Here is a 24,622-nt window from a genome sequence, read left to right as displayed (position 1 = left end):
GATTGCCCGCGGAGCGAAGCGGAGCCAACTAGCTCTGCCGCTTCTGCCGCTCGTTGTAATCCCGCATGCGCTGGGGGTAACCGAGCAGGGCGATGTCGTAGATCGGGACTGACAGGCCGTGCGCCCAGCGGCGGGCGATCTCCGGCGACTCGGTGCGCCGGCGGGTCCACTCGCCGTCGTGTGCCACGAGCAACACCGTGGTTTCGGTCACGGTCGTGCGCGGCTCGATGAACGCCTCCACGCCACGCCGACTGCGGACGAACTCCGCCAAATACTCAAGATCGGCACGATCGACCGGCCGCCCCGCCGGTCGTCCCGGCTTGCTGCCCCGCCGAAACCACGCCACCGCCCGCTCCTCACAGTCAATTGCGGCAAGGGTACGACGCGCGGGCACGCTGGTGGGCACCTGACTGCATCGAGCGGTTCCATAAGTGACAAGATGGCTTGGACATACTGTGACCGTTTCCATTGTGTGACCCACATGGCGACGATGCGACCACTGGAGTCAACGTGAGCCAGCCGAACGGCGGAACCTTCGACATCGTCATCCTCGGTGCCGGCAGCGGTGGTTACGCGGCCGCCCTGCGCGCCGCCGAGCTCGACCTCTCCGTAGCGCTGATCGACAAGGCCGAGCTGGGCGGCACCTGCCTGCACCGCGGCTGCGTCCCGACCAAGGCGATGCTGCACGCCGCCGAGATCGCCGATCAGACGCGCGAGGCCGAGCAGTTCGGCATCAAGGCCGAGTTGCTGGGCATCGACATGGCGGCGGTGAACTCGTACAAGGACGGTGTCGTCGCCCGTCTGTACAAGGGTCTGACCGGCCTGCTCACGCACAACAAGAACATCACCGTGGTGGCCGGCGAGGGCAAGCTCGTCGCCAAGGACACGGTCGAGGTGGCCGGCCGGCGCTACACCGGTCGCAACGTCATCCTGGCCAGCGGCTCCTACTCCCGCTCGCTGCCCGGCCTCGAGGTCGACGGCCGGCGGGTCCTGACCAGTGAGCACGCCCTCAAGCTCGACCGGGTGCCCACCTCGGCGATCGTGCTCGGCGGCGGCGTGATCGGCGTCGAGTTCGCCAGCGTGTGGAAGTCGCTGGGCGCCGACGTCACGATCATCGAGGCTCTCCCCCGCCTGGTCGCGCTCGAGGACGAGGACGTCTCGAAGCAGCTCGAGCGCTCGTTCCGGAAGCGGAAGATCAACTTCAAGGTCGGCAAGCCGTTCGAGAAGGTCGAGCCGACCGACGGCGGCGTGAAGGTCACCATCCAGGGCGGCGAGACCGTCGAGGCCGAGATCCTGCTGGTCGCCGTCGGCCGGGGCCCGACCACCGCCAACCTCGGTTACGAGCAGCAGGGCGTCAAGCTCGAGCGCGGCTTCGTGATCACCAACGAGCGGCTGCACACCGGCGTCGGCAACATCTACGCGGTCGGCGACATCGTCCCCGGCCTGCAGCTCGCGCACCGCGGCTTCGCGCAGGGCATCTTCGTCGCCGAGGAGATCGCGGGCCTGCGCCCGCCGGTCATCGACGAGGCCGGCATCCCCCGGGTCACCTACTGCGACCCGGAGATCGCCTCGATGGGCCTGACCGAGGCCAAGGCCAAGGAGAAGTACGGCGACGACAAGGTCGAGACGTACAACTACAACCTCGGCGGCAACGGCAAGAGCCAGATCCTCAAGACGCAGGGCTTCGTGAAGCTGGTGCGCCAGAAGGACGGCCCGGTGATCGGCCTGCACATGATCGGCGCCCGGATGAGCGAGCAGGTCGGCGAGGCCCAGCTCATCTACAACTGGGAAGCCTTCCCGGAAGAGGTCGCCCAGCTGGTGCACGCCCACCCGACGCAGAACGAGGCACTCGGCGAGGCGTTCCTCGCACTCGCCGGCAAGCCCCTGCACACACACGCCTGACCTTTAGAGACGACGCGGTAGAAGGAGTTCTGAGACATGCCGGTATCGGTCACCATGCCGCGGCTGGGTGAGAGCGTCACCGAGGGCACCGTCACTCGCTGGCTCAAGCAGGAGGGCGAGCGCGTCGAGGCCGACGAGCCGCTGCTCGAGGTCTCCACCGACAAGGTCGACACCGAGATCCCGTCGCCGGCCGCGGGCGTGCTCACCCGCATCGTCGTCGGCGAGGACGAGACGGCCGACGTCGGCAGCGAGCTCGCCGTGATCTCCGGCGACGGCGAGGACGCGGGTTCCGCCGCGCCGGCCCCGGCCGCCGAGCCCGAGGCTGAGGCCGAGCCGGAGCCCGAGCCCGCCGCCCCGGCCACTCCGTCGACGGAGAAGCCGGTCGAGGAGGAGGCCCCGGCCCCGCAGACCGCTTCCGCGTCCTCGGGTTCGAGCGAGGGCACCGAGGTCAAGATGCCCGCGCTCGGCGAGAGCGTCACCGAGGGCACCGTGACTCGCTGGCTCAAGCAGGTCGGCGAGGAGATCGAGGCCGACGAGCCGCTGCTCGAGGTCTCCACCGACAAGGTCGACACCGAGATCCCGTCGCCGGTCGCCGGCACGCTGCTGGAGATCAAGGTGCCGGAGGACGAGACGGCCGACGTCGGTGCCGTCCTCGCCGTGATCGGTGCTGCCGGTGCCGCCCCGGCCCCGCAGGCCGAGGCCCCGAAGCCGGCTCCCAAGGCCGAAGAGGCCCCGGCGCCCGCGCCGAAAGCGGAGGCTCCCAAGGCCGAGGCTCCGAAGGCCGAGGCTCCGAAGATCGAGTCGGCTCCGGCTCCGGACATCGCACCGTCTGCCCCGTCGGCTCCCCCGGCCCCGGCTCAGCCGGCCGCCCCGGCCGCCGAGTCGGTTCAGGCCAACGGGGCCGGCGACGCCGGTTACCTGACCCCGCTGGTGCGCAAGCTCGCCGCCGACAAGGGCGTGGACCTGTCCACCCTGACCGGCACCGGCGTGGGTGGCCGCATCCGCAAGCAGGACGTGCTCGACGCGGCCGAGGCCGCCGAGGCGGCCAAGGCCAAGCCGGCACCGGCCCCCGCGGCCGCTCCGGCCGCCGCCGCTGCCCCGAAGGCCACGGCGGCCAAGCCGGCGCCGAGCCCGCTGCGTGGCCGCACCGAGAAGCTGACCCGCACCCGGGCCACCATCGCCCGCCGGATGGTCGAGTCGCTGCAGATCTCGGCCCAGCTCACCACGGTCGTCGAGGTCGACGTCACCAAGGTCGCCCAGCTGCGCACCAAGGCCAAGGCCGACTTCCAGGCCAAGCACGGGGTGAAGCTCACCTTCAACCCGTTCTTCGCCCTGGCCGCCGTCGAGGCGCTGCAGCAGCACCCGGTGGTCAACTCGTCGATCGACCTGGAGGCCGGCACGGTCACCTACCACGACGCCGAGCACCTGGGCGTCGCGGTGGACACCCCGAAGGGCCTGATCGTCCCGGTGATCCGGGACGCCGGCGACCTCAACCTGGCCGGCCTGGCCAAGCGGATCGCGGACGTCGCCGACCGCACCCGCAACAACCGGATCGGCCCGGACGAGATCTCCGGCGGCACGTTCACGCTGACCAATACCGGCAGCCGGGGCGCGCTGTTCGACACCCCGATCATCAACCAGCCGCAGGTCGGCATCCTCGGCACCGGCGCGGTGGTCAAGCGGGCCGTGGTCGTCGAGGACCCCAACCTGGGTGAACTGATCGTGCCGCGCTCGATGGTCTACCTGGCACTCAGCTACGACCACCGGATCGTGGACGGCGCCGACGCCGCCCGCTTCCTGGTGACCCTGAAGGAGCGCCTGCAGGGCGGCCAGTTCGAGTACGAACTCGGCCTGTAAGGCTTTTCACGAAGAAGGGGGCGCGGTTGCGCCCCCTTCTTCGTTTTGAACGGGTTCGAATCCGGGCATCATGGGTGTCATGCGGATTCTCCTGGCCGGTGCTTCCGGCTTCCTCGGCACGCGCCTGACCGACCGGCTCGCGGCCGCCGGCCACGAGATCACCCGGCTCGTCCGGAAGAGCGATCCCGGCCCCGGTGAGGCCGGCTGGCAGCCGTCGCAGGGCCAGCTCGACCCGGCCGTGGTGGCCGGCACCGACGCGGTGATCAACCTGGCCGGGGCGAACATCGGCGACAAGCGCTGGACCGGCCACTACCGCAGCGTGCTGCGCTCGAGCCGGGTCGACACCACCGGCACGCTGGCCCGGGCGATCAAGAACCTGCCGGCCGGCGACCGCCCGCGCACCATGCTGCAGGCCTCCGGCGCCGGGTGGTACGGCGACACCGGGGACACCCCGACCACCGAGGAGGCCCCGGCCGGCAAGACCTTCCTGGCCGACCTGTGCCGGGTCTGGGAGGCTGCCGCCCGCCCGGCCGAGGACGCCGGCACCCGGGTCGTGCTGCTGCGCACCGCCCCGGTCATCGACCGCGAGAGCGAGCTGATCAAGCAGCTGCTGATCCCGTTCAAGCTGGGCGCCGGCGCCAAGCTCGGCGGCGGCAAGCAGTGGATGGCGTGGATCGCCCTGGCCGACTGGCTCGGGGCCGCCGAGTTCCTCCTCGACCACGACGACGTCGCCGGCCCGGTCAACATGGTCAGCGCCGAGCAGTGCACCAACGCCGAGTTCACCCGCGCGTTCGCCCGGGCCCTGCACCGCCCGGCCCTGCTGGCGGTGCCCGGCTTCGCGCTCGACCTGGCGCTGGGTGGCCTGGCCGAGGAGTTGCAGGTGAGTCAGCGGGCGGTCCCGGCGGTGCTGCGGCGGGCCGGTTTCCACTGGGCGTACCCCGATATCGAGGGTGCTCTGCAGGCTGCGGTCGGCCGAGAGGCTGTCGCTCCTAACTGAGCTTGCTAACCTGCGCGTGATGTCCGTCGCAGCTCCCACCTCCGCGTCCGAAGAAGAACAGCCGACGCCGCCCTTCGCGGCCCGCACGGTGGTGCGGAGGCTGCGCTCCCACGCGTTCGTCGCGGTGGCCGCGCTGGCCATGGCGGTCTACGTGACCCACGGGCTGTGGCAGCAGCCATACACCAACGTGATCGCCGACAACGTCGGCGATCAGGCCTTCTTCGAGTGGGTGCTGTCCTACGGCGTGCACCTGCTGCGGGACGGCGGCGACCCGTTCTTCACCACGCTGATGAACACCCCGCTCGGGGTCAACCTGGCGGCGAACACCTCGATCACGGTCTTCGCGATCCTGTTCGCCCCGCTGACCGTGCTGGCCGGCCCGCAGGTCACGTTCGTGACGATCCTGACGCTCAACCTGGCCGGGTCCGCCTTCGCGTGGTACCTGTTCCTCAACCGCTGGCTGACCCACAACCGGGTCTCGGCCGCGGTCGCCGGGCTGTTCTGCGGCTTCGCCCCGGGTTTCGTCTCGCACGCCAACGGCCACCTGAACTGGACGTCCGGCTGGATCGCCCCGGTGGTGCTGTGGCGACTGCTGAAGTTGCGCGAGAAGGGCCACTGGCTGCGCAACGGCGCGATCCTCGGAGTCCTGCTCGGCGGTTTCTTCACGATCGCCGCCGAGGGCCTGTTCTTCACCGCGCTGGCCGGTGGCGTGTTCCTGATCGTCTGGTCGCTGTCCCGCACCACCTGGCCGGAGGCGCGGGCCGCGCTGCCCACCGTGCTGGCCGCGCTCGGGGTGACCGCGGTGGTGGCCGGTGCCCTCCTGGCGTACCCGTTGCACATGCACTTCGCCGGCCCGCAGACGTTCAAGGGCACCGGCTTCAACCAGCGGCACTACGCCGAGGACCTGGGGTCGTACTTCTCGTTCTCGGAGCGCAGCCTGGCGGCCACGGTGGGCCTCGGCAGCGACCTGGCCCCCAACCCGACCGAGGCGACCTCGTTCTTCGGGATGCCGCTGATGGTCCTGGTCATCGCGTCGCTGATCATGCTGTGGCGGCGCGCCGATCCGGGACGCCGGGTCACCCTGCGCGCGGTGACCGTGGTCGGCGTGGCGTTCCTGCTGCTGTCGCTCGGGCCACGGTTGAACTTCATGGGCGACGAGACCGACATTCCCCTCCCGTACGCGTTGATCCAGTCTTGGCCGTTGTTTGATTCGGCTCTGCCGTTGCGTTTCGCGCTGGTGCTGGTCGGGGTGATCGGAATCGTCCTGGCGCTGACCGCCGACACGCTGCTGGACCGCACCGTGGTGCCGCATCCGGCGCACACCGCGTTCGCGACGGCGTTCGCGTTCGCGCTGATCCCGATCTTCCCGCTGCCCCTGGTCTACCGCGAGCGGGCGCCGGAGCCGGCCTTCATCGCCAACGGCACCTGGGAGCAGTACGTGCCGGACGGCGGCACCCTGTCCGCCCTCCCGTTCGCGATCAACGTGGCCGCCGACGGGCAGCGCTGGCAGGCTTACACGATGGCCCGGGGTGGCCGGCAGTTCCTGATCCCGGACGGCTACTTCCTCGGCCCCGACCTGGACGGCGCCGAGGGCAAGGGCCGGATCGGGGCGGTGCCCCGGCGCACCGACTGGCTGTTCCTGCGGGCCGCGCTGTACGGCCACATCACCCAGGTGAGCAACGCCGACCGCGCCTACGCCCGCGCCGACCTGCAGTACTGGGACATCGACGCGCTCTTCCTGCCGCCGACCATCACCGGCCCGACCGGTCCGCTGTACCGGGCGGCCCTGGAGATCGTCGCGACCGATCTGCTCGGCGAGCCCGAGCGGGTCGACGACGTGCTGGTGTGGCGCATCAGGCCCGGCACGGATCCGGTCGACCGGTAAGGGCGGAGTTAGGGTGGAGCACGTGACAACCTCCACGCTCACCGTGCTGCGTTCCGGCCTGGTCGACTACCGCGAGGCCTGGGACGAGCAGCGCCGCCTGCACGACGCCGTGGTGGCGGGCGACCAGCCCGACACCGTCCTGCTGCTGGAGCACCCCAGCGTCTTCACCGCCGGCAAGCGCACCGAGCCGGCCGACCGCCCGATGGACGGCACCCCGGTCGTCGACGTCGACCGCGGCGGCAAGATCACCTGGCACGGGCCGGGCCAGCTGGTCGGTTACCCGATCCTGCGCCTGCCCGACCCGATCGACGTGGTCGCCTACGTGCGGCGCACCGAGCAGATGCTGATCGACGTGTGCGCCGAGTTCGGCGTGACCGCCGCCCGGTCCGAGATCGCCGGTCGCAGCGGCGCCTGGGTGCTGGCCGACGAGCGCGGCCCCGACCGCAAGATCGCGGCGATCGGCATCCGGGTCGCGCGCGGCGTCACCCAGCACGGCTTCGCCCTGAACTGCGACTGCGACCTGACGGCGTACGACCGGTTCGTCCCCTGCGGCATCCGCGACGCCGGCGTCACCTCGCTCAGCGCCGAGTTGGGCCGCGAGGTCACCGTGGCCGAGGTCCTGCCGGTGCTCGAGAAGCACCTGCCGACGCTGCTCTGATGGCCCTCTACCGCGATCCGCGCGACAAGCGGGTGTTCGTGCCCAAGAAGGGCGGCGGGGTGGCCCTCAACTTCGGCCATCCCATCGCCTGGACCATCTTCCTCTGCATGACGGTGATCCCGCTGGCCATCGTCGCGGCGGTGACCATCGCGGTCATCGCCTGACGTTCCACACCGTCACCGTCTGGCCGGCCGTCGAGCAGGCCAGGTAGGGGCCGGCCGTCTCGCACGGGGTCGGGCCGATCAGCGGCAGCACGCCGATGATCTCCCCGTCGGCCAACCGGGTCACCCAGGTGCGATCCCGGTCGTACCGCATGAGCAGGTCGCCGATCACCCCGCCCCGGCCGAGCTTCTCGACGACCCGGCCGGTCGCCGGGTCGAGCCGGACGGCGGTGAAGTCGCCGGCCACCGCGAGGCCGTCCGGGGTGATCGACCGCCACCCCGCATTCGACCAGCCGATCTTGCCGGTCGCCGGCTCGAACGCGATCAGCCCGCGCGGCCCGGCGACGCAGACCATCGGGCCGCAGCCGTCGATGACCTGCGGGTCGTAGACCGGGGCACGCCACAGCGGCTTCAGATCCCGCAGCCGGAAGGCCGCCACGGACGTCTGCGAGTGCACATAGAGGTTGTCCCCGATGATCTCGGTGGTGCTGGCGCCCTGGTCGTCGAGGATCCCCCACTCGTAGGGATCGACTCCCAGGTTCCGCCCGCCGGCCAGGGCATGACCGTCGGCCACGGAGTAGACCGCCCCGATCCCGTCCTGGTCGACCGAGAGCACCAGCTGCCGCCGCTCGTCGACGTCCAGCGCCATCGGCTGCGCCGACTGCTTCCAGAGCACCCGGCCGGTGTCGACCTCCGCCATCCGCACCCACTCCGGCGGCGCCTCGACCCCCTCGGCGATGGCCGGGTCCCAGTAGACGACCCGGTCGCCGAGCAGCTTGGCCACCGCGAAGTCTCCGATGCGCCAGCGCAACTTCCCGGTCCGCGCGTCCAGGAACGTGATCTGACCCTGCTGGCCCGGCCACACCACAAGCGTTGTCCCGGCGTCGTTCAGGGACAGGCTCGGCCGGTCCGCGCCGATCGTCACCCGCCAGCGGGGACCACCCGGGACCAACGGGACGGCCTCGACCACGCTGCGGTCCACCCCGCCCTGCAGATGCGCCGTGTAGAGCGCGGTCGGCGTGAGCAGCTGGGTCGAGACCGACGTGCCGCCGGTATCGGCGACCTTGGCAATCACCCGGGCGTGCGCCGGCGACGCCGCCCCGCCGATGACCAGCAGGAGCAGCGCCGCCAGCGCCGCGGGCTTCAGCAGCCGTCTGACCGGCCACGGCCGCCGTCGGGCCGGGGCCGGTATCGCATCGAGATCGATGAGCACGCCGTCAGTCGATCCCATCCGGCGTCAAACTGCGGTTAAGGCGTGATGCGGTGCAGGTCGCGCGGGAACGCGGTGGCCTCGCGCACGTTGGCGATGCCGAGCAGCCGGGCCACGAAACGCTCCAGGCCGATCGCCCACCCGCCGTGCGGCGGCATCCCGTACCGGAACCCGTCCAGATAACCGCGATAGGGCTCCAACGGCTCGCCGGCCGCCGCCAGGGCCGCGACGTAGTCCTCGTACCGATGCAGCCGCTGTCCGCCGGTCACGATTTCCAAACCCCGAAAGAGCAGGTCAAAGCCGTTTGAGTACGCCGGGGAAGCCGGGTCGGGGTGGGTGTAGAACGGCCGCTTCCGCATCGGGTAGCCGGTCACGTACAGGAATTCGGAGTCGTGCTCGCGCAGCGCCCACTCGCCCAGCGCCCGCTCGTGCGCCGGGGCCAGGTCCTCCTCGCCGTCGGCCGCTCCGGCGATCCGCAGCGCCTCGGCGAACGACACCGCCGGAATCTCCGGCAGCACCTTCGGGGTCGCCACTCCGGTACGGGCCGCGACGGTCGCGATCATCACGCTCAGCGTGCGGGTCAGCGCGGCCATCACGTCGCGGTGGTCGGTCACGAACCCCATCTCGGCGTCCAGCGACGTGTATTGGGCCAGGTGACGGGCGGTGTCGCTGGGTTCGGCGCGGAACACCGGGCCCACCTCGAAGACCCGCTCGAAGACGCCGACCATCAACTGCTTGTAGAACTGCGGCGACTGCGCCAGGTAGGCCGGGCGTCCGAAGTAGTCGATGCCGAACACGCTGGCGCCCGACTCGGTGGACGATCCGACGATCTTGGGCGTCTGGATCTCGACGAACCGTTGTTCGCTCAACGCCGTACGGAAGCCTGCTGTTGCCGCGGCCGCGACCTGGAGGGCGGCGCGCCGCGAAGGGTGACGCAAGGCCAAGGCCGCGTGGTCCAGCTGGGTGGGCAGGCTCGCGCTCAGCGCGGGCCGATGCAATTCGAACGGCAGCGGTACGTCGACCGCAGAGAGAACCCGGATGCTCGGACCGGTCAGCTCGACGCCGCCCGGGGCCTGCTCGTTGCGGGTGACCGTGGCGGTCACCTCGACGACGCTCTCCTCGGTGAGTTCGTCCAGCTGGGTTCGGGTCGCCGGTTCCTCGACGACGACCTGGCTCAGCCCTTCGGCGTCCCGGACGATCAGGAAGGCCACCGACTTGAGCAGCCGGCGGCGATGGATCCAGCCGGCGACCGTCACGGTCTCGCCGATGTGCTGGGCCAGTTGGGTGGAGAGGATGCGTTGCATGGCTTTTCCTCCTCTGGGTCTGCAACGCGGCCCCAGGGAGGTGTGGGCGAGCGGGATCCTCGCGGTGCCACCACACCTTCACGCCCCCGGTTTTTCGGCGGGGGCGCCTCTTTTCGTGCTCGGCTCGGGAGTGTCTTCACGCCCCGGCGCACGGGCCACCTTCACAGCTTGTGGTGGCTCTCTCGGCCGGCGTTGCGGGGCGTTACTCGGTTCCGTCACTGCCGTCGCCGGACGTTAACAGCACGTGTCCCCTGGGAGAAAGCTAATTAGCTCCCGACTCGTGACCGCGGTCACACCAACTGCCACGTGAGCCTCGTCGCCCCTGTCTAGGCGGAGGCCTATTCAGGCGTAATCTCGGGGCTGTGACTATTGCTCCCGAGGGCCGCCGCATGCTGCGCATCGAAGCGCGCAACGCCGAAACTCCCATCGAGCGGAAACCTCCGTGGATCAAGGTCAAAGCCAAGATGGGCCCGGAATATACCCAGATGCGGGGCCTGGTCCAGAAGGAAGGCCTGCACACGGTCTGCCAGGAGGCTGGCTGCCCCAACATCTACGAGTGCTGGGAAGACCGCGAGGCCACCTTCCTGATCGGCGGCGACCAGTGCACCCGGCGCTGCGACTTCTGCCAGATCGACACCGGTAAGCCGGCCGAGTTCGACGCCGACGAGCCCCGCCGGGTCGGCGAGTCGGTCGCCACGATGGGCCTGCGCTACGCGACGGTCACCGGCGTGGCCCGCGACGACCTGCCGGATGGCGGCGCCTGGCTCTACGCCGAGACGGTCCGCCAGATCCACAAGCTCCAGCCCGGTTGCGGCGTCGAGCTGCTGATCCCCGACTTCAACGCCGACCCGACCCAGCTGGCCGAGGTCTTCGGCGCCGCACCCGAGGTGCTGGCGCACAACGTCGAGACGGTCCCGCGCATCTTCAAGCGCATCCGCCCCGGCTTCCGCTACGAACGCTCGCTGGACGTGATCACCCAGGCCCGCGCGGCCGGCTTGGTCACCAAGAGCAACCTGATCCTGGGCATGGGCGAGGAGCGCGCCGAGATCTCCCAGGCCTTGCGCGACCTGCACGGCGCCGGCTGCGAACTGATCACCATCACGCAGTACCTGCGCCCGACCCCGCGGCACCACCCGGTAGAGCGCTGGGTAAAGCCGGAGGAGTTCGTCGAGCTCCGCGAGGAGGCCGAGCAGATCGGCTTCGCCGGCGTAATGAGCGGCCCCCTGGTCCGCTCCTCCTACCGCGCAGGCCGCCTTTACCGCCAGGCGCTGGACGCCCGAGGCTGACCCTCTCGCTCCTTCCACTTTCGCGATGCCCCGGCCCCAGTTGGCCGGGGCATCGCCGCGTCTCGGCCCGGTGACCGGGGAATCGGCCGTGGCCAGGCCTGGCAGCCGTGGCCAGGCCCGGTGGCCGGGGCATCGCCATGGCCAGGCCTGATGGCCGTGGCCAGGCCCACCGTAACCTGACCGTTCCGCCCATTGGCGATGCCTATTTGTCCGCCTTAACCTTGATCAGTCAGGGCAAATCGCCCCGGCGGGGAGATGCAGACCCGGGCCGAGCAACAATCGGTCACCGTCACACGGCCCGGTGAGTCAGTGGTGAGACCGCCCCCAGGCACCATTCTTGGGGGCGCGCCCGTGCGTCGGTTTTTGCTGATCCTGTCCGGCCTGGTCGCCACCACGCTGGGCCTTGCCGCTCCCGCAGCGGCCCTGGCCGCGCCCGCTGCGGCCCTGGCCGCGCCCGCCACTGCCTGCGTCTCCCCTGCCGCTGCTACTTACCGGCACAGCTTCAACGGCGCGGCCGGCACCACGACGATCACCGCTATCCGCCCGCTCTGCTCCGGCCAGTCCCAGACTTTCACCCTGGCCTCCTACACGACCGGCGCCCTCAACTCGGCGTCCGGCCAGTTCATCTACGACAGCGCCCAGGCCACGATCACCGCGACGAACCGCAGCGTGACCCTCAAGGTCGCCGTCCCCGCCTGCTACACCCAGGTCGAGGCATTCTTCGGCAGCACGGTCCAGACCGAGGCGACCAGCACGAAGTCCCTCTACGGCAGCACCAAGCTGGGCGCGTCGGCCCGCTCGACCGGCCCCCTGGCCTGGTACGCCGGCGGCTCCACCACCTGCGCCGCCCGCCCCGCGGTAACCATCACCAACGCCTGCGACGGCACCTTCACGGCCCGGCTGTCCAACACCGGCACCATCCCAGCCGTCTTCGTGACCGACTCCCGCCGGATCCGCCTCTCCCCCGGCGCGACCACCACCCTGACGACGGCCAAGGGCGGCACCCTAACCATCCGCGACAGCAGCTACACGACCCGCATAGCGACCTGGCGCGCCCCCACCACCGACTGCGCGACCGCGGCCCCGACGTCGTCCCCCATCACCGCGGCTCCGCTGCCGACCCAGCCCACCACGCCGACCGCTACCCCGTCCGCCACGGCAGCGACGTCGGCCTCCCCCTCGGCGTCGACCTCGCCCAGCCCCTACGAGTCCCCCAGCCCGGCGTTCTCCACCAACCCCGCCGCCCTGGCCACCGCCGACTCCAACATCTCCGACAAGGGCATGGGCACCACCAGCATCATCGCGATCATCATGGGCCTACTGATGATCGCCACCGGCGCCGCCGCCATCACCTGGCTGGTCCGCCTGAACCGCCAGCCCGCCTGACCAACGCAAGGCCGACCCGCCTCCCCAACCCGACCCGCCTCCCCAACCCGACCCGCCTCCCCAACCCGGCCAGGCGACCGACCCCGGCCAGGCCCGGCGACCAACCCAGCCCAGCGACCAACTTCAGCGCGGCCCGGCGACCAACCCGGGCCCAACGGCCAAACCGGCCAGGCGACCAGCCTCAGCGCGGCCCAGCGACCAACCCGGGCCCAGCGACCAACCCGGCCAGGCCGGGCGACCAACCCCGGCCAGGCGACCAAACCCTCGCTCAGTCCGACAGCAAGCCGAGACGATGGGCTACTGCGGCCGCTTCCGTCCGGTTGGCGACCTCGAGCTTGGCGATGATGCGGGAGACGTGGACGCTGGCGGTCTTCGGGGAGATGTACAGGCTGGTGGCGATCCGGCTGTTGCTCTGGCCCTCCGCCACCAGCCGCAGCACCTCGCGCTCCCGCGCCGTCAGCACCGCCGCGCCGGCCACCGTCGAAACCGCCGCCCGCACCCCCAGCCGCCGCCCCAGCGTGTCGGCCGCCTCCAGCAGCGGCCCGGCACCGAGCGCCTCGGCAAGACTGCTGACCTCGCCGAGCGTCTCGGCCGCGGCCCCCCGATCAGCGGCCTGGGCCTCTGCGAGGCCAAGCAGCGCGAGCGCCAGCTCATACCGATGACCATCGGCCCGCCACGCCTCGACCGCGGCCCGCCACCGCGAGACCCCGCCCTCCAGCACCGCCCGCACATAGGTCGCGTAGGCCAGCTCGGCCGGATGCCGGGCAGGCACCCGCGCGGCCACCGTCAAAATCGACGAAACCAGCTCCGAGTCGCCGGCTGATGCGGCGGCCCGGGCCGCTGACGCCAGCAGCGGCCACGAATATCGAGGCTGCTCGAACACGCACGGCTCGGCCACCGCCGTGCGGGCCACCGTCACCGCCGCGTCCAGGTCGCGTGCAGCCAGCGCGCGCAGAATGTGCAGTTCGAGCAGGTAGAGCCGGTTCTCCGCCTGCAGGTAGGCCTTGCCCAGCCACATCGCGGCCTGCCGCACCAGCGGCTCGGCGCCGTCCTGCCCCCGGGCCAGCCGCAGCCAGGCCCGCTGCCGCACCCACGGCAGGGCGAGCCGGCCCGGCGGATCGTGCCGGGCGGCCTCGGCCAGGCGTGCGTCGGCCTCGTCCCAGCGGCCCAGCGCGATCAGCGCCTCGGCGTGGTTGGCCCGCAGGAACACGCCGGTGGTGCGGCTGACCCCGACCCGGTCGGCGTGCGGCACCCCCTCGGCGGCCGCGGCGGCGGACTCCTCGTAGTGGCCCAGCGCGTACAGCGCGTCGGAGATGGTGACCAGCGCGTAGGTAAGACCGGAGACGTCACCGGCGGCACGGGCGCGGTCGGCGGCCGCCTGAAGGGTCGGCATCGCGTCGGCCGGCGACAGCCGCCCGGAACACACGGCGCCGTGCGCCACCTCGACCGCCACGATCGCCGAAAGGTCGACCGGGGTCTCCGAAACCGCGGCCGCCTGCGCCTCCAGCGCCACCCGGCCGGCCTGCTCCGGGTCGATGCTCGCGTAGACGTACACCAGGTCGGCCAGCAACCGCACCCGCTCGGCCCCGGGCGGCGCGACCCCGAGCAGCCGGTAGGCCTCGGCGCACTCGGGCGCGCCGTCGCTCTTGCCGGCGTTGCGCAGCAGTTTGACCCGGCGCAACAACAGCCGGGCCGCGCGCAGGGGCGAGCCCTCGGCGTCGAGGTCGCCGAGCGCCGCCCGGGTCAGCGACAGCGCCCGATGGTGGTCACCCGAGTCGATCGCGACCAGCGCCGCTTCCTCGAGGAGGTCGAGGTGCTCGATCCCGAGCAGGTCTCCGGCCTGCGGCACGTCTTCCCACAACTCGAGGACCCGCTCAAGAAGGCGAGCCTGTTCCCCGTACGCGAAGGAGCGGCCGGCGGCGTCGGCAGCGAGCTTGGCCGCCGTCAGTGCCTTTGGATGATCGCGGGCGGCGAGCCAGTGGTGGGCCAGCTCGGCGGGGGCGCGGCCGGCCGGCACCAGCTGCGGTTCGGCCTCGATCGCCTCGGCGTAGCGGCCGTGCAGCCGGGCGTGCTCACCGGGCAGCAGGTCGTCGTGCACGGCCTCGCGGACCAGGGCGTGCCGGAACTCGTAGCCCCCGTCGGGGTCGAACACGATCAGCTGGGCCGCGACGATCGTGCGCAGCGCCGACTCGAGCGCACCCTCGTCGATGCCGGCCACCCGGGCGAGGAGTTCGTGCCCGAACCGGGTGCCGCCCACCGCCGCCACCCGCAGCACCCGCTGGGCGGGCTCGGGCAGCAGGTCGACCCGGGACAGCAGCAGGTCGCGCAGGCTGGTCGGGATGTCGCCGCAGGCCGGGTCGGCGGCCGCCGCGAACTGCTCGATGAAGAACGGGTTGCCCTGGGCGCGCTCGTTGACCGCGTCGACCGTGCTGGCGCCCGGCTCGACGCCGAGAAGCTGGGTGAGCAGTTCGGCGGTGCCCTCCCGGTCGAGCCGGTCGAGCTCGTGCCGTTGGACGCCACGAACCCGATCGAGCTCGGCCAGGAACGGCCGCAGCGGATGCCCCCGTTGCAATTCATCCGTGCGGTAGGTGCCGATCAGCAGCAGCTGCGGCACCCGGGCGGAACGGGTCAGGTAGCCGATCAGGTCGCGGGTGGCCCGGTCGGCCCAGTGCAGGTCTTCGAGGACCAGAACGATCGGCTGGTCGGCGCCGACTCGCTCGAACAGCGCGCCGACCGACTCGAAGAGCAGCCCGCGCCGGGCGTCGCCGGGCGGACCCAGCTCGGGCAGCAGCCGGGCGAACTCCCGCTCCCGGCCATCCAGGACGGCCGGGCCCTCGGCGCGGACCAGAGCCCGGACCGCGGCCGCGAACGGCGCGAACGGCAGGCCTTCCTCGCCGAGCTCGAGGCATTGCCCGGTGAGCACCCGGACCTGCTCGCCGGCCAGGGTGCGGCAGAACTCCTCGACCAGGCGGGTCTTGCCGACCCCGGCCTCGCCGCCCACCAGGAGGGTGGACGGCTCGGCGCTGCGTGCCCGTTTCAGCGCATCGCGCAGCAGGGTGAGGTCGGCCTCGCGGCCCACCAGAACCTCGCTGTGCACGTGCGCTGTCATGGGGTCGAGCATGTCACGGGGGTACGACAGAAATCGGCCCCCGTTCATGGGGTGCGGATACCTCTCCAGCGGAACCGGCGATGCCGGCTATGCCGTCCGCCGGACGCGGTGGTGCGGGCCAGCGAGTGCTCACCGGCCTCACGAATCATCTCGGCCACCCGCTGGCGGTGGATATCGAGCTGGATGGACGGGTCGGACATCGGAAACATCTTGGGCACCTTTCGAAGAGCCATTGACGATGACTCTTCGCCCGAAGGCACCCCCGCCACATGGGGAACACTCCTCATCTTGACCCCCAACCCGCCTTACAAGACCCGCCCGCCCCGCGTAAGGCACCGCCGCACCACTACACTTCCGGGTTATGGCAAAACCCCAGGAGAAGGTGTCGTTCGGCGAGCGCCTGAAGCAGATCGGCCAGGTGTTCTCGTTCACGGCGAAGCAGGACAAGTGGTTCATCCCGCTGCTGGTCGCGGCGGTTCTGATCCCGGCCGCGCTCACCGTGCTCGTCGTTCTCCTGACCGGTGGCTACATCTGGATCCCGATCGGGGTCATGCTCACGCTGCTGGCCGCCGTGATCGTGCTCAACCTGCGCTCCAACACCGCGATGATGAACGCGGCCGAGGGCCAGCCCGGCGCCGCCGCCAGCCTGATCGAGAACATGCGCGGTGACTGGCGGGTTCGCCCGGCCGCCAGCTCGACCACCCAGTTCGACATGGTGCACGTGGTGATCGGCCGTCCCGGCGTCATCCTGCTCGGCGAGGGCAACCCGCAGCGGGTGCGCGGCCTGCTCGGCCAGGAGAAGAAGCGCCTGTCGAAGGTCATCGGCAACGCCCCGCTCTACGACTTCGTGATCGGCACCGACGAAAAAGAGCTGTCGATCCGCAAGCTGCGTTCCACCCTGATGCGCCTGCCGCGCAACATGACCGGCAAGGACGTCAACGCCCTCGACAAGCGGCTCGGCGCCCTGATGGCCCGCCCGCAGATGCCAAAAGGCGCGATCCCGAAGAACATGCGGCCGTCCAAGGGCGCGTTCCGCCAGCAGCGTCAACGCTGAAAAAGGACTAACCGCGCGGTACGGCCGCCATGACCGACCCGGCGGCCCGGTCGTGCACTCCACGACCGTCCCCATCGGAGATCACCGCGGGGATCACCAGCGCCAGCAGCACGCCACGCAGCAGCGCGCGGGGGATGCCGATCGCGCCACCGTCCGCGATGGAGACGCACCGGATCCGGGCCACCGCCATGCCCAGCGTCTGTCCGAAGAGTCCGACGAAGAACGCGTGGGCCAGCACGAAGACCCCGAGCTGCGGCCAGGGGTTGGTGCGCAGGTCGTCGACCAGGAAGCTGGCGACAAGCGAGCAGGCCGCCCAGTCGATCAGCAGCCCGATGAACCGTCGCCCGAACGAGGCCACCTCGGCCCGGGCCAGATCGGGGGCCGGCGGCTGGTCGCTGGTCGTTGCCATGGCGTCAGCGTAACCGGGGCGGTTTCGGCGACCGGGCGCGCGGGCACTCGCCACCGCGATAGCCTCGCGTGTGTCGGGGCTTACTCACAGGCGCCGTAACACGAAGGAAACAATGAGGATACGGCTGGGCAACTCCGTACCCATAGCGTCGCGACCAGCCTAGCCACGCGGCGGATCCACGCCGCCCCGGTATCGAAATCATGTGCCAGGAGGACGTGTTGTTCGCCAATCCCGAGGAACTCCTGCGATACCTCAAGGACGAGGACGTCAAATTCGTCGACGTACGGTTCTGTGACCTGCCCGGCGTCATGCAGCACTTCAACATGCCGGTCGAGTCGTTCGACGACAGTGTCGTCACCGACGGTCTCGCCTTCGACGGATCCTCGATCCGCGGGTTCCAGGCCATCCACGAGTCAGACATGATGCTCCTGCCGGACGTCAACACCGCCTTCATCGACCCGTTCCGCGGGCAGAAGACGCTGGCGCTGAACTTCTTCATCCACGACCCGTTCACGCGTGAGGCCTACTCGCGTGACCCGCGCAACGTGGCGAAGAAGGCGGAGACCTACCTGGCCTCCTCCGGCATCGCCGACACCGCGTACTTCGGTGCCGAGGCGGAGTTCTACATCTTCGACTCGATCCGCCACTCCACCGCTGCGAACGAGGCGTTCTACCACATCGACTCGATCGAGGGCGCCTGGAACTCCGGCAAGGAGGAAGAGGGCGGCAACCGCGGTTACAAGACCGCGTACAAGGGCGGCTACTTCCCGGTGGCCCCGCTCGACCACTACAGCGACCTGCGCGACTTCATGGTCCGCCGGCTGCTGGACGCCGGCTTCACCGTCGAGCGCTCGCACCACGAGGTCGGCACCGCCGGTCAGGCCGAGATCAACTACAAGTTCTCGACCCTGCTGCACGCCGGCGACCAGATGCAGATGTTCAAGTACATCATCAAGAACACTGCCTGGGAGCACGGCAAGACCGCGACGTTCATGCCGAAGCCGCTCTTCGGCGACAACGGCTCGGGCATGCACACCCACCAGAGCCTGTGGATGAACGGCGAGCCGCTGTTCTACGACGAGACCGGCTACGCCGGCCTGTCCGACACGGCCCGCTGGTACATCGGTGGCCTGCTGCACCACGCGCCTTCGCTCCTGGCGTTCACCAACCCGACCGTCAACTCGTACCGGCGCCTGGTGCCCGGCTACGAGGCCCCGGTCAACCTGGTCTACAGCCAGCGCAACCGCTCGGCCTGCACCCGCATCCCGGTAACGGGAAGCAACCCGAAGGCCAAGCGCGTCGAGTTCCGCGTACCGGACCCGTCGTCCAACCCGTACCTGTCGTTCGCCGCCCAGCTGATGGCCGGCCTGGACGGCATCAAGAACAAGATCGAGCCCCCGGCCCCGATCGACAAGGACCTGTACGACCTGCCCCCGGAGGAGTGGGGCAGCGTCAAGCAGGTCCCGGGTTCCCTGGACGCAGTGCTCAACTCCCTGGAGTCCGACCACGAGTTCCTGACGGCCGGCGGTGTCTTCACCCCCGACCTGATCGAAACCTGGATCGAGTGGAAGCGCGTAAACGAGATCGACCCGGTCCGCCTGCGCCCCACCCCCCACGAGTTCGAGATGTACTACAACGTCTGACCTGACGTAACTAGAACGGCGGTCGCGCTTGGCGCGGCCGCCGTTTCTTATTGCTGCTGGTAGAGCTTCTGGTCGAAGCCTGTTCGGGCTCGGAAGTCGTCCAGCAGGGCGGCGGCTGGGCGGTTGTCTACCTCGGCGACTATCAGCAGCATCGCGGCGAAGGTTGCGGCGGCGAAAGCGCCCTCGGGCAGCGGGATGCTTACCGCCAGGCCGTTGTCGTCGGTGGTCTGCTCGATCTGCATCGTGGCCAGGCCGGCGGCCCGGACCGCCCGGACCAGGCCCAGCAGCTGGGCGTCGTCGGGGATTAGATCGATGTAGAGGCCGCGGTGGTCGATTCGTGCGCGCATGTCCGCATCCTCCCAGGCGGGCGTTGCGGGCACGGCAAAATGGCTATGCCGGGGACCTAGGCTGGCCTGGTGATCAACCAGACGGCCACGGGGCGGCGCAGCGTGGTCGCGCTGGCGGCTCTGATGCTGGCCGGGTTTGCGTTCTTCACGGTGGAGATGTTGCCGGTCGGGCTGCTGTCGGTGATCGCGGATGACATCGGGGTTTCCGAATCGACCGCGGGGCTGCTGGTCACCGGGTACGGGGTCACCGTGGCGATCGTCTCGCTGCCGCTCACCCACCTGGTTCGCCGGATTCCGCGCCGGCACCTGATCGCCGGACTGCTGGCCGTCTTCGTCGCGGCTACCTGCGTGTCGGTGACCGGCGGCTACTGGACTCTGCTGGGCGGGCGGGTCGTCACCGCGCTGGCGCAGGCGGTGTTCTGGGCGGTCGCCCCGCCGGCCGCGGCCGCGCTGTTCTCGCCGCAGGTGCGGGGACGGGTGACTGCCGCCCTGATCGGCGGCGGGTCGCTGGCCTCGGTCCTCGGCGTACCGACCGCTACCTGGCTCGGCCAGCAAACCAGCTGGCGCACCGCGTTTCTCGCCGTCGCCGGGCTCGGCCTGCTGTCGCTGGCAGGGGTCGCGCTGCTGATGCCGACGTCCTCTCCGGACGGAGGTCACGCGGCCACCGGATCCGCTCCGGACGCCCGTCGTTACTGGACCATCGTGGCCGCCACGGCGGTGGCGATCACCGGCGTGTTCGCCGCGTACACGTACATCTCTCCGTTCCTCACCGAGGTCAGCGGCTTCGGCCCGGAGTCCGTCAGCCTGCTCCTGCTGGTCTACGGGCTGGCCGGCCTGGGTGGGGTGGCCGCCGGCGGCGCCCTGGCCGACCGGGCGCCCCGGGCCGCCATGCTGGCCCCGCTCGCGATCCTGACCGCCACACTGCTGGCCCTCTACCTGTTCGGCACCGGCCAGGCCGCGACGGTGGCCTGCGTCGCCGTGTGGGGCTTCGCCATGCCGCAGATCCCGGCCACCTTCCAGAGCCGGGTGCTGCAGGTCGCCCCGGGCAGCACCGACATGGCCTCGGCGGTCTTCTCGGCCATGTTCAACGTCGGCATCGCCTCCGGCGCCCTGATCGGCAGCATCCTGCTGGCCCACACGGGCGTGCGCAGCACTTTCCTCACGGCCGCTCTGCTGACCGCCGTGGCTCTGCTGATCCTGCTGAGCGAGCCCCGCCGCCGGCCTGGTTAGGCCCGGCCGCGGTCAGCAGGGCGAGCAGGCGCAGGTTGTCGTGCGAGCTGCTGCCCGGGTCGGGGTGGTAGAGGAACAGCACCTGCTCGTCGTCGCCGGGCAGGGCCAGGGCCTCGTATCGCAGGGTGATCGGGCCGACGGCCGGGTGCGTCATACGTTTGGTGCCGTTCGTCCGCTCGTGCACCTGGTGACCGCTCCACCACGTACGGAAATCTGGATTCTTGGTGGTCAGCTCTTCGACCAGCTGATCGAGCCGGTCGTCGTCGGGGTTGCGGCCCGCGTAGAGGCGGAGCGTGCCGACCACCTCGGCCGCCACCGTCGGCCAGTCCAGGAAGATCTCCCGGGCGGCCGGGTCGAGAAAGATCCAGCGGGCGTAGTTGCGCTCCCGAGTCATCAGGGCTCGGGCCAGCGCGTTCGACGCCAGGATGTCGGTGCGGCGGCCCAGGATCAGCGCCGGGTGCTCGGTCAGCGACGCGACCAGCTGCTGCATCGCCGGGCGGACCCGCTGGGCCGGGGCCGGGGAGACACGGCGCCGGGTGGGGTGGGCCAGATCGGCCAGATGGGCCCGGGCGGCCGCGTCGAGCTGGAAGACACGCGCCAGCGCGTCGATCACCGCGGCGGACGGGCTGGTGTGCCGGCCCTGCTCCAACCGGGTGTAGTAGTCGACGCTCACCCCGGCGAGCTGGGCGACCTCCTCCCGGCGCAGCCCGCGGACCCGCCGGCCGGGCTGGTAACCGTCGATGCCGACCGCCGCGGGGCTCAGGTCGGCCCGGCATTTGCGCAGGAAGTCGCCGAGGTTCACACCTCAATGGTCCGCCTGCGGACCGGGCTGCGGGTAGGCGTTGGGTGGGCATGCCGTTCCCCGGTACGGCTGGGCCTGCTCGACCATGTGCCCGGGCAAACTCCGGAAGCAGCATTGACGCATGACATATCCCACCGACCGCCCGGCCACCTGGTTCGTCACCGGCACCTCCCGCGGCCTCGGCCGCGAGCTGGTCGATCAGCTCCGCGAGCGGGGCGACAACGTGGCCGCGACCAGCCGGACCGCGGACCGGCCCGGCACCCTCCAGCTGGATCTCACCGACGAGCAGGCCGTCATCAAGGCAGTCCGCGCGACCGAGGACCGGTACGGCCCGATCGACGTGGTCGTGAACAACGCCGGCTACGGCTTTCTCGGCGCGGTCGAGGAGGTGAGCGACGCCGAGGCCCGGCAGATGTTCGACGTGCAGGTCTTCGGCGTCTGGAACGTGCTGCGCGCCGTCCTGCCGTCGTTCCGGGAACGCCGGAGCGGCCACATCATCAACGTCTCGTCGATCCTCGGTCTGACCGCGTTTCCCGGCTGGGGCCTGTACTGCGCCGCCAAGTACGCCCTGGAAGGACTGACCGAGTCGCTGGCGGCCGAGCTCGACGGCATCCAGGTCAACCTGGTCGAGCCGGGCTACACCCGTACCGACTTCCTGCGCGCCCATTCGCTCGGCCTGCCGGCGAGGACCATCGACGGTTACGGCGCGATCCGCGAGATGACCGAGGCGCACCTGGCCATGCCGGGCACCCAGCTCGGCGACCCGGTGAAGGTCGCGGCCGCGATCATCCAGGTCGCGGTCACCGGCAACGCACCCCTGCACCAGCTGCTCGGCTCGGATTCCTACGGCCTGGCCAAGGCTCGGGTCGACTCCCTGACGGGTGACGTCGAGGCCGGCCGCGAGCTGACCTTTACGACGGACGTCTGATGCGATCTTGCCGGGTGCCCCCGTAGCGTCGGCCGGGTGACCTTGCGGGTGTTTCTGTCGCACACCTCGGAGCTGCGGCGGCTGCCGGAGCCGAAGTCCTTTGTGGCAGCGGCCGAGGCGGCGGTGAACCGGGCGGGCGACGCGATCACCGACATGGCCTACTTCTCCGCGCAGGACCTCCCGCCGGCCCAGGTCTGCCGGGAGGCGGTCGCGGCCGCCGACGTCTATGCGCTGATCGCCGGCTTCCGCTACGGCTCACCGGTGCGCGATCAACCCGAGGTGTCCTACACCGAATTGGAATTTCTCACGGCCGGCGAGCTGGGCAAACCCCGGTTGGTCTTCCTCCTGGCGGAGGACATGCACGGCCCCCGAGACCTTTTCACCGATTTACGGTACGCCGACAAGCAGGAAGCCTTCCGCTCCCGGTTACGCGACAGCGGCATCACCGCAGCCACCGTGAGCAGCCCGGAAGAGCTGGAGACGGCGCTGCTGCACGCGCTGACCAGGATGCCGCGGACCCAGGTGCGGCAGGTGCGAAACGTTCCGGCGCGGTCGGGGTTGTTCACCGGCCGCGCCGGTCTGCTCGCCGCGCTGGAAAAGGCGCTGGGCACGCGGGGCGCGGCGGTCGTGCACGCCATGCACGGCATGGGCGGGGTCGGAAAGACAACCACAGCGATCGAGTACGCCCATCGGCACGCCGATGCCTACGACGTCGCGTGGTGGGTGGCCGCCGAGGACCCGGAGCTGATACCGGAGCAGCTGGCCGGGCTGGCCAAGGCCCTCGGCCTGGCGGGCACCGCGGAGCCGGCCGACACAGCGGTCGCCCGACTACTGGGGACTTTCCAGAGCCGGAATCGGTGGCTGCTGGTGTTCGACAACGCCGAGGACCCCCAGGCGCTGCGCCGCTTCCTTCCCGGCGGCGGCGGGCACGTGCTGATCACCTCGCGAAACCCGGACTGGTCCCGGCTGGCTGTTCCGGTCGAGGTGGATATCTTCGCTCGACCGGAGTCGGTTGCGTTGCTGCAGGCCGGCCTGCCTCAGCTGTCCGATCGGGACGCCGATCGGATCGCCGAGGTCCTCGGCGATCTGCCATTGGCGGTCGACCAGGCGGCCGGGTTGCTGGCCGACACCGGCCTAAATGCCGACACGTACCTGGACCTGGTGGAGCAACGCAGCACCGAAGCGCTCGGACAGGTGCTGGGCAGCTTGTATCCGACGTCGGTAGCGGCCTCCTGGGCGGTGGCGTTCGACCAGTTGGCCATCGATGACCCGGCTGCCCTGCAGTTGGTGACGCTGCTGGCGTGGCTGGCGCCGGAACCGGTGCCCAGGACACTGGTGTCCGAACACGCCGACCTGCTGCCGCCACCGCTGACGGAGGTGGCCGCTGATCCGCTGCGGCTGGCGGCGGTGACCAGGCTGCTGCGTCGCCGCGGGATAGCCGGGGTCAACGCCGACGGCCTGCTGTTGCATCGCGTTCCGGCGACACTGCTGCGCGATGGCTCTCGCGACGACGAGGGTTGGCCGGGGTTGGCGGTACGCCTTGTCACCGCCGGGCGCCCGCCCGACCCGTGGGAAAACCCGCCGACCTGGCCAGCATGGCAGCGCCTGCTTCCGCACGTGCTTGTCGTCACCGACTCCACCCGATCTCTCAATCAGGTAGCCGACGATGTTGTGGCGCTGCTCAACGGGGCCGCTTCATATCTGAACACCCGGGGCGACTCCGGGACCGCACTGCCACTCGCCGAACGCTCATACCAGCTGAGCCAGAACCGCTTCGGCGACAACCATCCCAACACGCTCGTCGCGGGCATCATCCTCGCCAACGTCCTGGGCGAGTTGGAAGAACACGAGCAGGCACGAAACCTGAACGAAGTCATGCTCGCCCGCTATCGACAAACTATGGGCGACGACCATCCCTTTACGCTCACCGCAGCCAACAACGTGGCCGTCGAATTGCGTAAGTTGGGGGAATACGAGCGGGCTCGTAAGTTGGGCGAGGACACGCTAGCCCGTCGTCGACTAATCCTCGGCGACGACCACCCCAGCACACTCCAATCGGCGAACAACGTCGCCAGCCTCCAAAGCTGGATAGGGGAAGACGTGCAAGCACGTGACCTGCACATGGACACCCTCGCCCGTCGCCGACGAATCCTCGGCGACGACCACCCCAGCACACTCTCATCGGCGAACAACTTCGCCGACGCCCTAAGCTGCTTGGGGGAAGATGAGCAAGCACGAGACCTGCACATGGACACCCTCGCCCGTCGCCGACGAATCCTCGGCGACGACCACCCCAGCACACTCTCTTCGGCCGAAGGTCTCGCCATCGTGCTCCGCCGGCTGGGTGAGAACGAGCGGGCGCAAGAACTCGAAGACGAAGTCCGGCGGCGTCAGCGCAAAGAGCCCACCTAGATACCCGCGGCGGGTCGAATCGCGTTCGACAGAGCAGGCAGA

General features: G+C 70.4%; 21 protein-coding genes. 13 read left to right on the top strand and 8 right to left on the bottom strand.

Annotation, left to right across the window (positions count from 1 at the left end; translation table 11 throughout):
- Window positions 1–28: 28 nt before the first annotated feature.
- Window positions 29–346, bottom strand: a complete 318-nt coding sequence (locus tag Ate02nite_RS18915) for a hypothetical protein (protein WP_203807284.1) — start codon at window positions 344–346, stop codon at window positions 29–31.
- A gap of 164 nt (window positions 347–510) precedes the next feature.
- On the opposite strand from Ate02nite_RS18915, the gene lpdA reads away from it, so the two are divergent.
- The 6 genes from lpdA (at window position 511) to Ate02nite_RS18885 (ending at window position 7,463) form a co-directional block, all read left to right on the top strand.
- Window positions 511–1,902, top strand: a complete 1,392-nt coding sequence (gene lpdA / locus Ate02nite_RS18910; RefSeq protein ID WP_203807282.1) for a dihydrolipoyl dehydrogenase — start codon at window positions 511–513, stop codon at window positions 1,900–1,902.
- A 36-nt stretch (window positions 1,903–1,938) separates the two neighbouring features.
- Entirely contained in the window at window positions 1,939–3,759 is a 1,821-nt protein-coding gene (gene sucB / locus Ate02nite_RS18905) for a 2-oxoglutarate dehydrogenase, E2 component, dihydrolipoamide succinyltransferase (RefSeq protein WP_203807280.1), read from the top strand.
- Between the two features lie 79 nt (window positions 3,760–3,838).
- Window positions 3,839–4,756: a TIGR01777 family oxidoreductase gene (locus Ate02nite_RS18900; protein ID WP_203807278.1), complete on the top strand. Its 918-nt coding sequence runs from the start codon at window positions 3,839–3,841 to the stop codon at window positions 4,754–4,756.
- A 19-nt stretch (window positions 4,757–4,775) separates the two neighbouring features.
- Entirely contained in the window at window positions 4,776–6,641 is a 1,866-nt protein-coding gene (locus Ate02nite_RS18895; protein WP_203807276.1) for a DUF6311 domain-containing protein, read from the top strand.
- A 22-nt stretch (window positions 6,642–6,663) separates the two neighbouring features.
- Window positions 6,664–7,299: a lipoyl(octanoyl) transferase LipB gene (gene lipB, locus Ate02nite_RS18890; protein WP_203807274.1), complete on the top strand. Its 636-nt coding sequence runs from the start codon at window positions 6,664–6,666 to the stop codon at window positions 7,297–7,299.
- Window positions 7,299–7,463, top strand: coding sequence for a peptide ABC transporter substrate-binding protein (locus tag Ate02nite_RS18885; protein ID WP_203807272.1), 165 nt, complete (start codon window positions 7,299–7,301; stop codon window positions 7,461–7,463). Before lipB ends, Ate02nite_RS18885 begins: the two co-directional genes overlap by 1 nt.
- Here Ate02nite_RS18885 and Ate02nite_RS18880 read toward each other — a convergent pair.
- Together Ate02nite_RS18880 and aspS are read right to left on the bottom strand one after the other, a co-directional pair.
- On the bottom strand, window positions 7,453–8,691 hold the full coding sequence (locus Ate02nite_RS18880; protein WP_203807270.1) for a PQQ-binding-like beta-propeller repeat protein: 1,239 nt from the start codon (window positions 8,689–8,691) through the stop codon (window positions 7,453–7,455). The two genes, Ate02nite_RS18885 and Ate02nite_RS18880, sit on opposite strands and share 11 nt — an antisense overlap.
- A gap of 17 nt (window positions 8,692–8,708) precedes the next feature.
- Complete coding sequence (gene aspS / locus Ate02nite_RS18875) at window positions 8,709–9,974, bottom strand: aspartate--tRNA(Asn) ligase (protein WP_203807268.1); 1,266 nt, start codon at window positions 9,972–9,974, stop codon at window positions 8,709–8,711.
- Between the two features lie 389 nt (window positions 9,975–10,363).
- Here aspS and lipA point away from each other — a divergent pair, with 389 nt between their 5' ends.
- Both lipA and Ate02nite_RS18865 read left to right on the top strand, forming a co-directional pair.
- Window positions 10,364–11,260 (top strand): lipoyl synthase, encoded by an 897-nt coding sequence (gene lipA / locus Ate02nite_RS18870; RefSeq protein WP_203807317.1) that lies wholly within the window; start codon window positions 10,364–10,366, stop codon window positions 11,258–11,260.
- A 351-nt stretch (window positions 11,261–11,611) separates the two neighbouring features.
- Entirely contained in the window at window positions 11,612–12,646 is a 1,035-nt protein-coding gene (locus Ate02nite_RS18865; protein ID WP_203807266.1) for a hypothetical protein, read from the top strand.
- Between the two features lie 268 nt (window positions 12,647–12,914).
- On the opposite strand, the gene Ate02nite_RS18860 is transcribed toward Ate02nite_RS18865, so the two are convergent.
- Together Ate02nite_RS18860 and Ate02nite_RS18855 are read right to left on the bottom strand one after the other, a co-directional pair.
- The gene (locus tag Ate02nite_RS18860; RefSeq protein ID WP_239147512.1) at window positions 12,915–15,755 is read right to left on the bottom strand and encodes a helix-turn-helix transcriptional regulator; all 2,841 of its coding nucleotides are present in this window, start codon (window positions 15,753–15,755) and stop codon (window positions 12,915–12,917) included.
- A 44-nt stretch (window positions 15,756–15,799) separates the two neighbouring features.
- Window positions 15,800–15,955, bottom strand: a complete 156-nt coding sequence (locus Ate02nite_RS18855; protein ID WP_203807262.1) for a hypothetical protein — start codon at window positions 15,953–15,955, stop codon at window positions 15,800–15,802.
- 161 nt (window positions 15,956–16,116) lie between these two features.
- Here Ate02nite_RS18855 and Ate02nite_RS18850 point away from each other — a divergent pair, with 161 nt between their 5' ends.
- Entirely contained in the window at window positions 16,117–16,809 is a 693-nt protein-coding gene (locus Ate02nite_RS18850) for a DUF4191 domain-containing protein (protein WP_203807260.1), read from the top strand.
- 7 nt (window positions 16,810–16,816) lie between these two features.
- Here Ate02nite_RS18850 and Ate02nite_RS18845 read toward each other — a convergent pair whose 3' ends face one another.
- Window positions 16,817–17,218 (bottom strand): RDD family protein, encoded by a 402-nt coding sequence (locus tag Ate02nite_RS18845; protein WP_203807258.1) that lies wholly within the window; start codon window positions 17,216–17,218, stop codon window positions 16,817–16,819.
- Window positions 17,219–17,436: 218 nt separating this feature from the next.
- Here Ate02nite_RS18845 and glnA point away from each other — a divergent pair, with 218 nt between their 5' ends.
- Window positions 17,437–18,861, top strand: coding sequence for a type I glutamate--ammonia ligase (gene glnA / locus Ate02nite_RS18840; RefSeq protein ID WP_203807314.1), 1,425 nt, complete (start codon window positions 17,437–17,439; stop codon window positions 18,859–18,861).
- 47 nt (window positions 18,862–18,908) lie between these two features.
- On the opposite strand, the gene Ate02nite_RS18835 is transcribed toward glnA, so the two are convergent.
- Complete coding sequence (locus tag Ate02nite_RS18835) at window positions 18,909–19,208, bottom strand: hypothetical protein (RefSeq protein ID WP_203807256.1); 300 nt, start codon at window positions 19,206–19,208, stop codon at window positions 18,909–18,911.
- A gap of 69 nt (window positions 19,209–19,277) precedes the next feature.
- Between Ate02nite_RS18835 and Ate02nite_RS18830 the strand changes: the two genes are divergently transcribed.
- A complete protein-coding gene (locus Ate02nite_RS18830) occupies window positions 19,278–20,438 on the top strand; it encodes an MFS transporter (protein ID WP_203807254.1) in 1,161 nt (386 codons plus the stop codon).
- On the opposite strand, the gene Ate02nite_RS18825 is transcribed toward Ate02nite_RS18830, so the two are convergent.
- The gene (locus tag Ate02nite_RS18825; RefSeq protein ID WP_203807252.1) at window positions 20,368–21,240 is read right to left on the bottom strand and encodes a helix-turn-helix transcriptional regulator; all 873 of its coding nucleotides are present in this window, start codon (window positions 21,238–21,240) and stop codon (window positions 20,368–20,370) included. The genes Ate02nite_RS18830 and Ate02nite_RS18825 overlap by 71 nt on opposite strands.
- A 121-nt stretch (window positions 21,241–21,361) precedes the next feature.
- Between Ate02nite_RS18825 and Ate02nite_RS18820 the strand changes: the two genes are divergently transcribed.
- A complete protein-coding gene (locus Ate02nite_RS18820) occupies window positions 21,362–22,168 on the top strand; it encodes an SDR family NAD(P)-dependent oxidoreductase (protein WP_203807250.1) in 807 nt (268 codons plus the stop codon).
- A gap of 36 nt (window positions 22,169–22,204) precedes the next feature.
- Window positions 22,205–24,580, top strand: coding sequence for an FxSxx-COOH system tetratricopeptide repeat protein (gene fxsT / locus Ate02nite_RS18815; RefSeq protein ID WP_203807248.1), 2,376 nt, complete (start codon window positions 22,205–22,207; stop codon window positions 24,578–24,580).
- Window positions 24,581–24,622: the final 42 nt, after the last annotated feature.

It is taken from the genome of Paractinoplanes tereljensis, assembly GCF_016862435.1.
In the GTDB taxonomy this organism is placed as follows: domain Bacteria; phylum Actinomycetota; class Actinomycetes; order Mycobacteriales; family Micromonosporaceae; genus Actinoplanes; species Actinoplanes tereljensis.
This window is presented reverse-complemented; position numbering and strand designations above follow the sequence as displayed.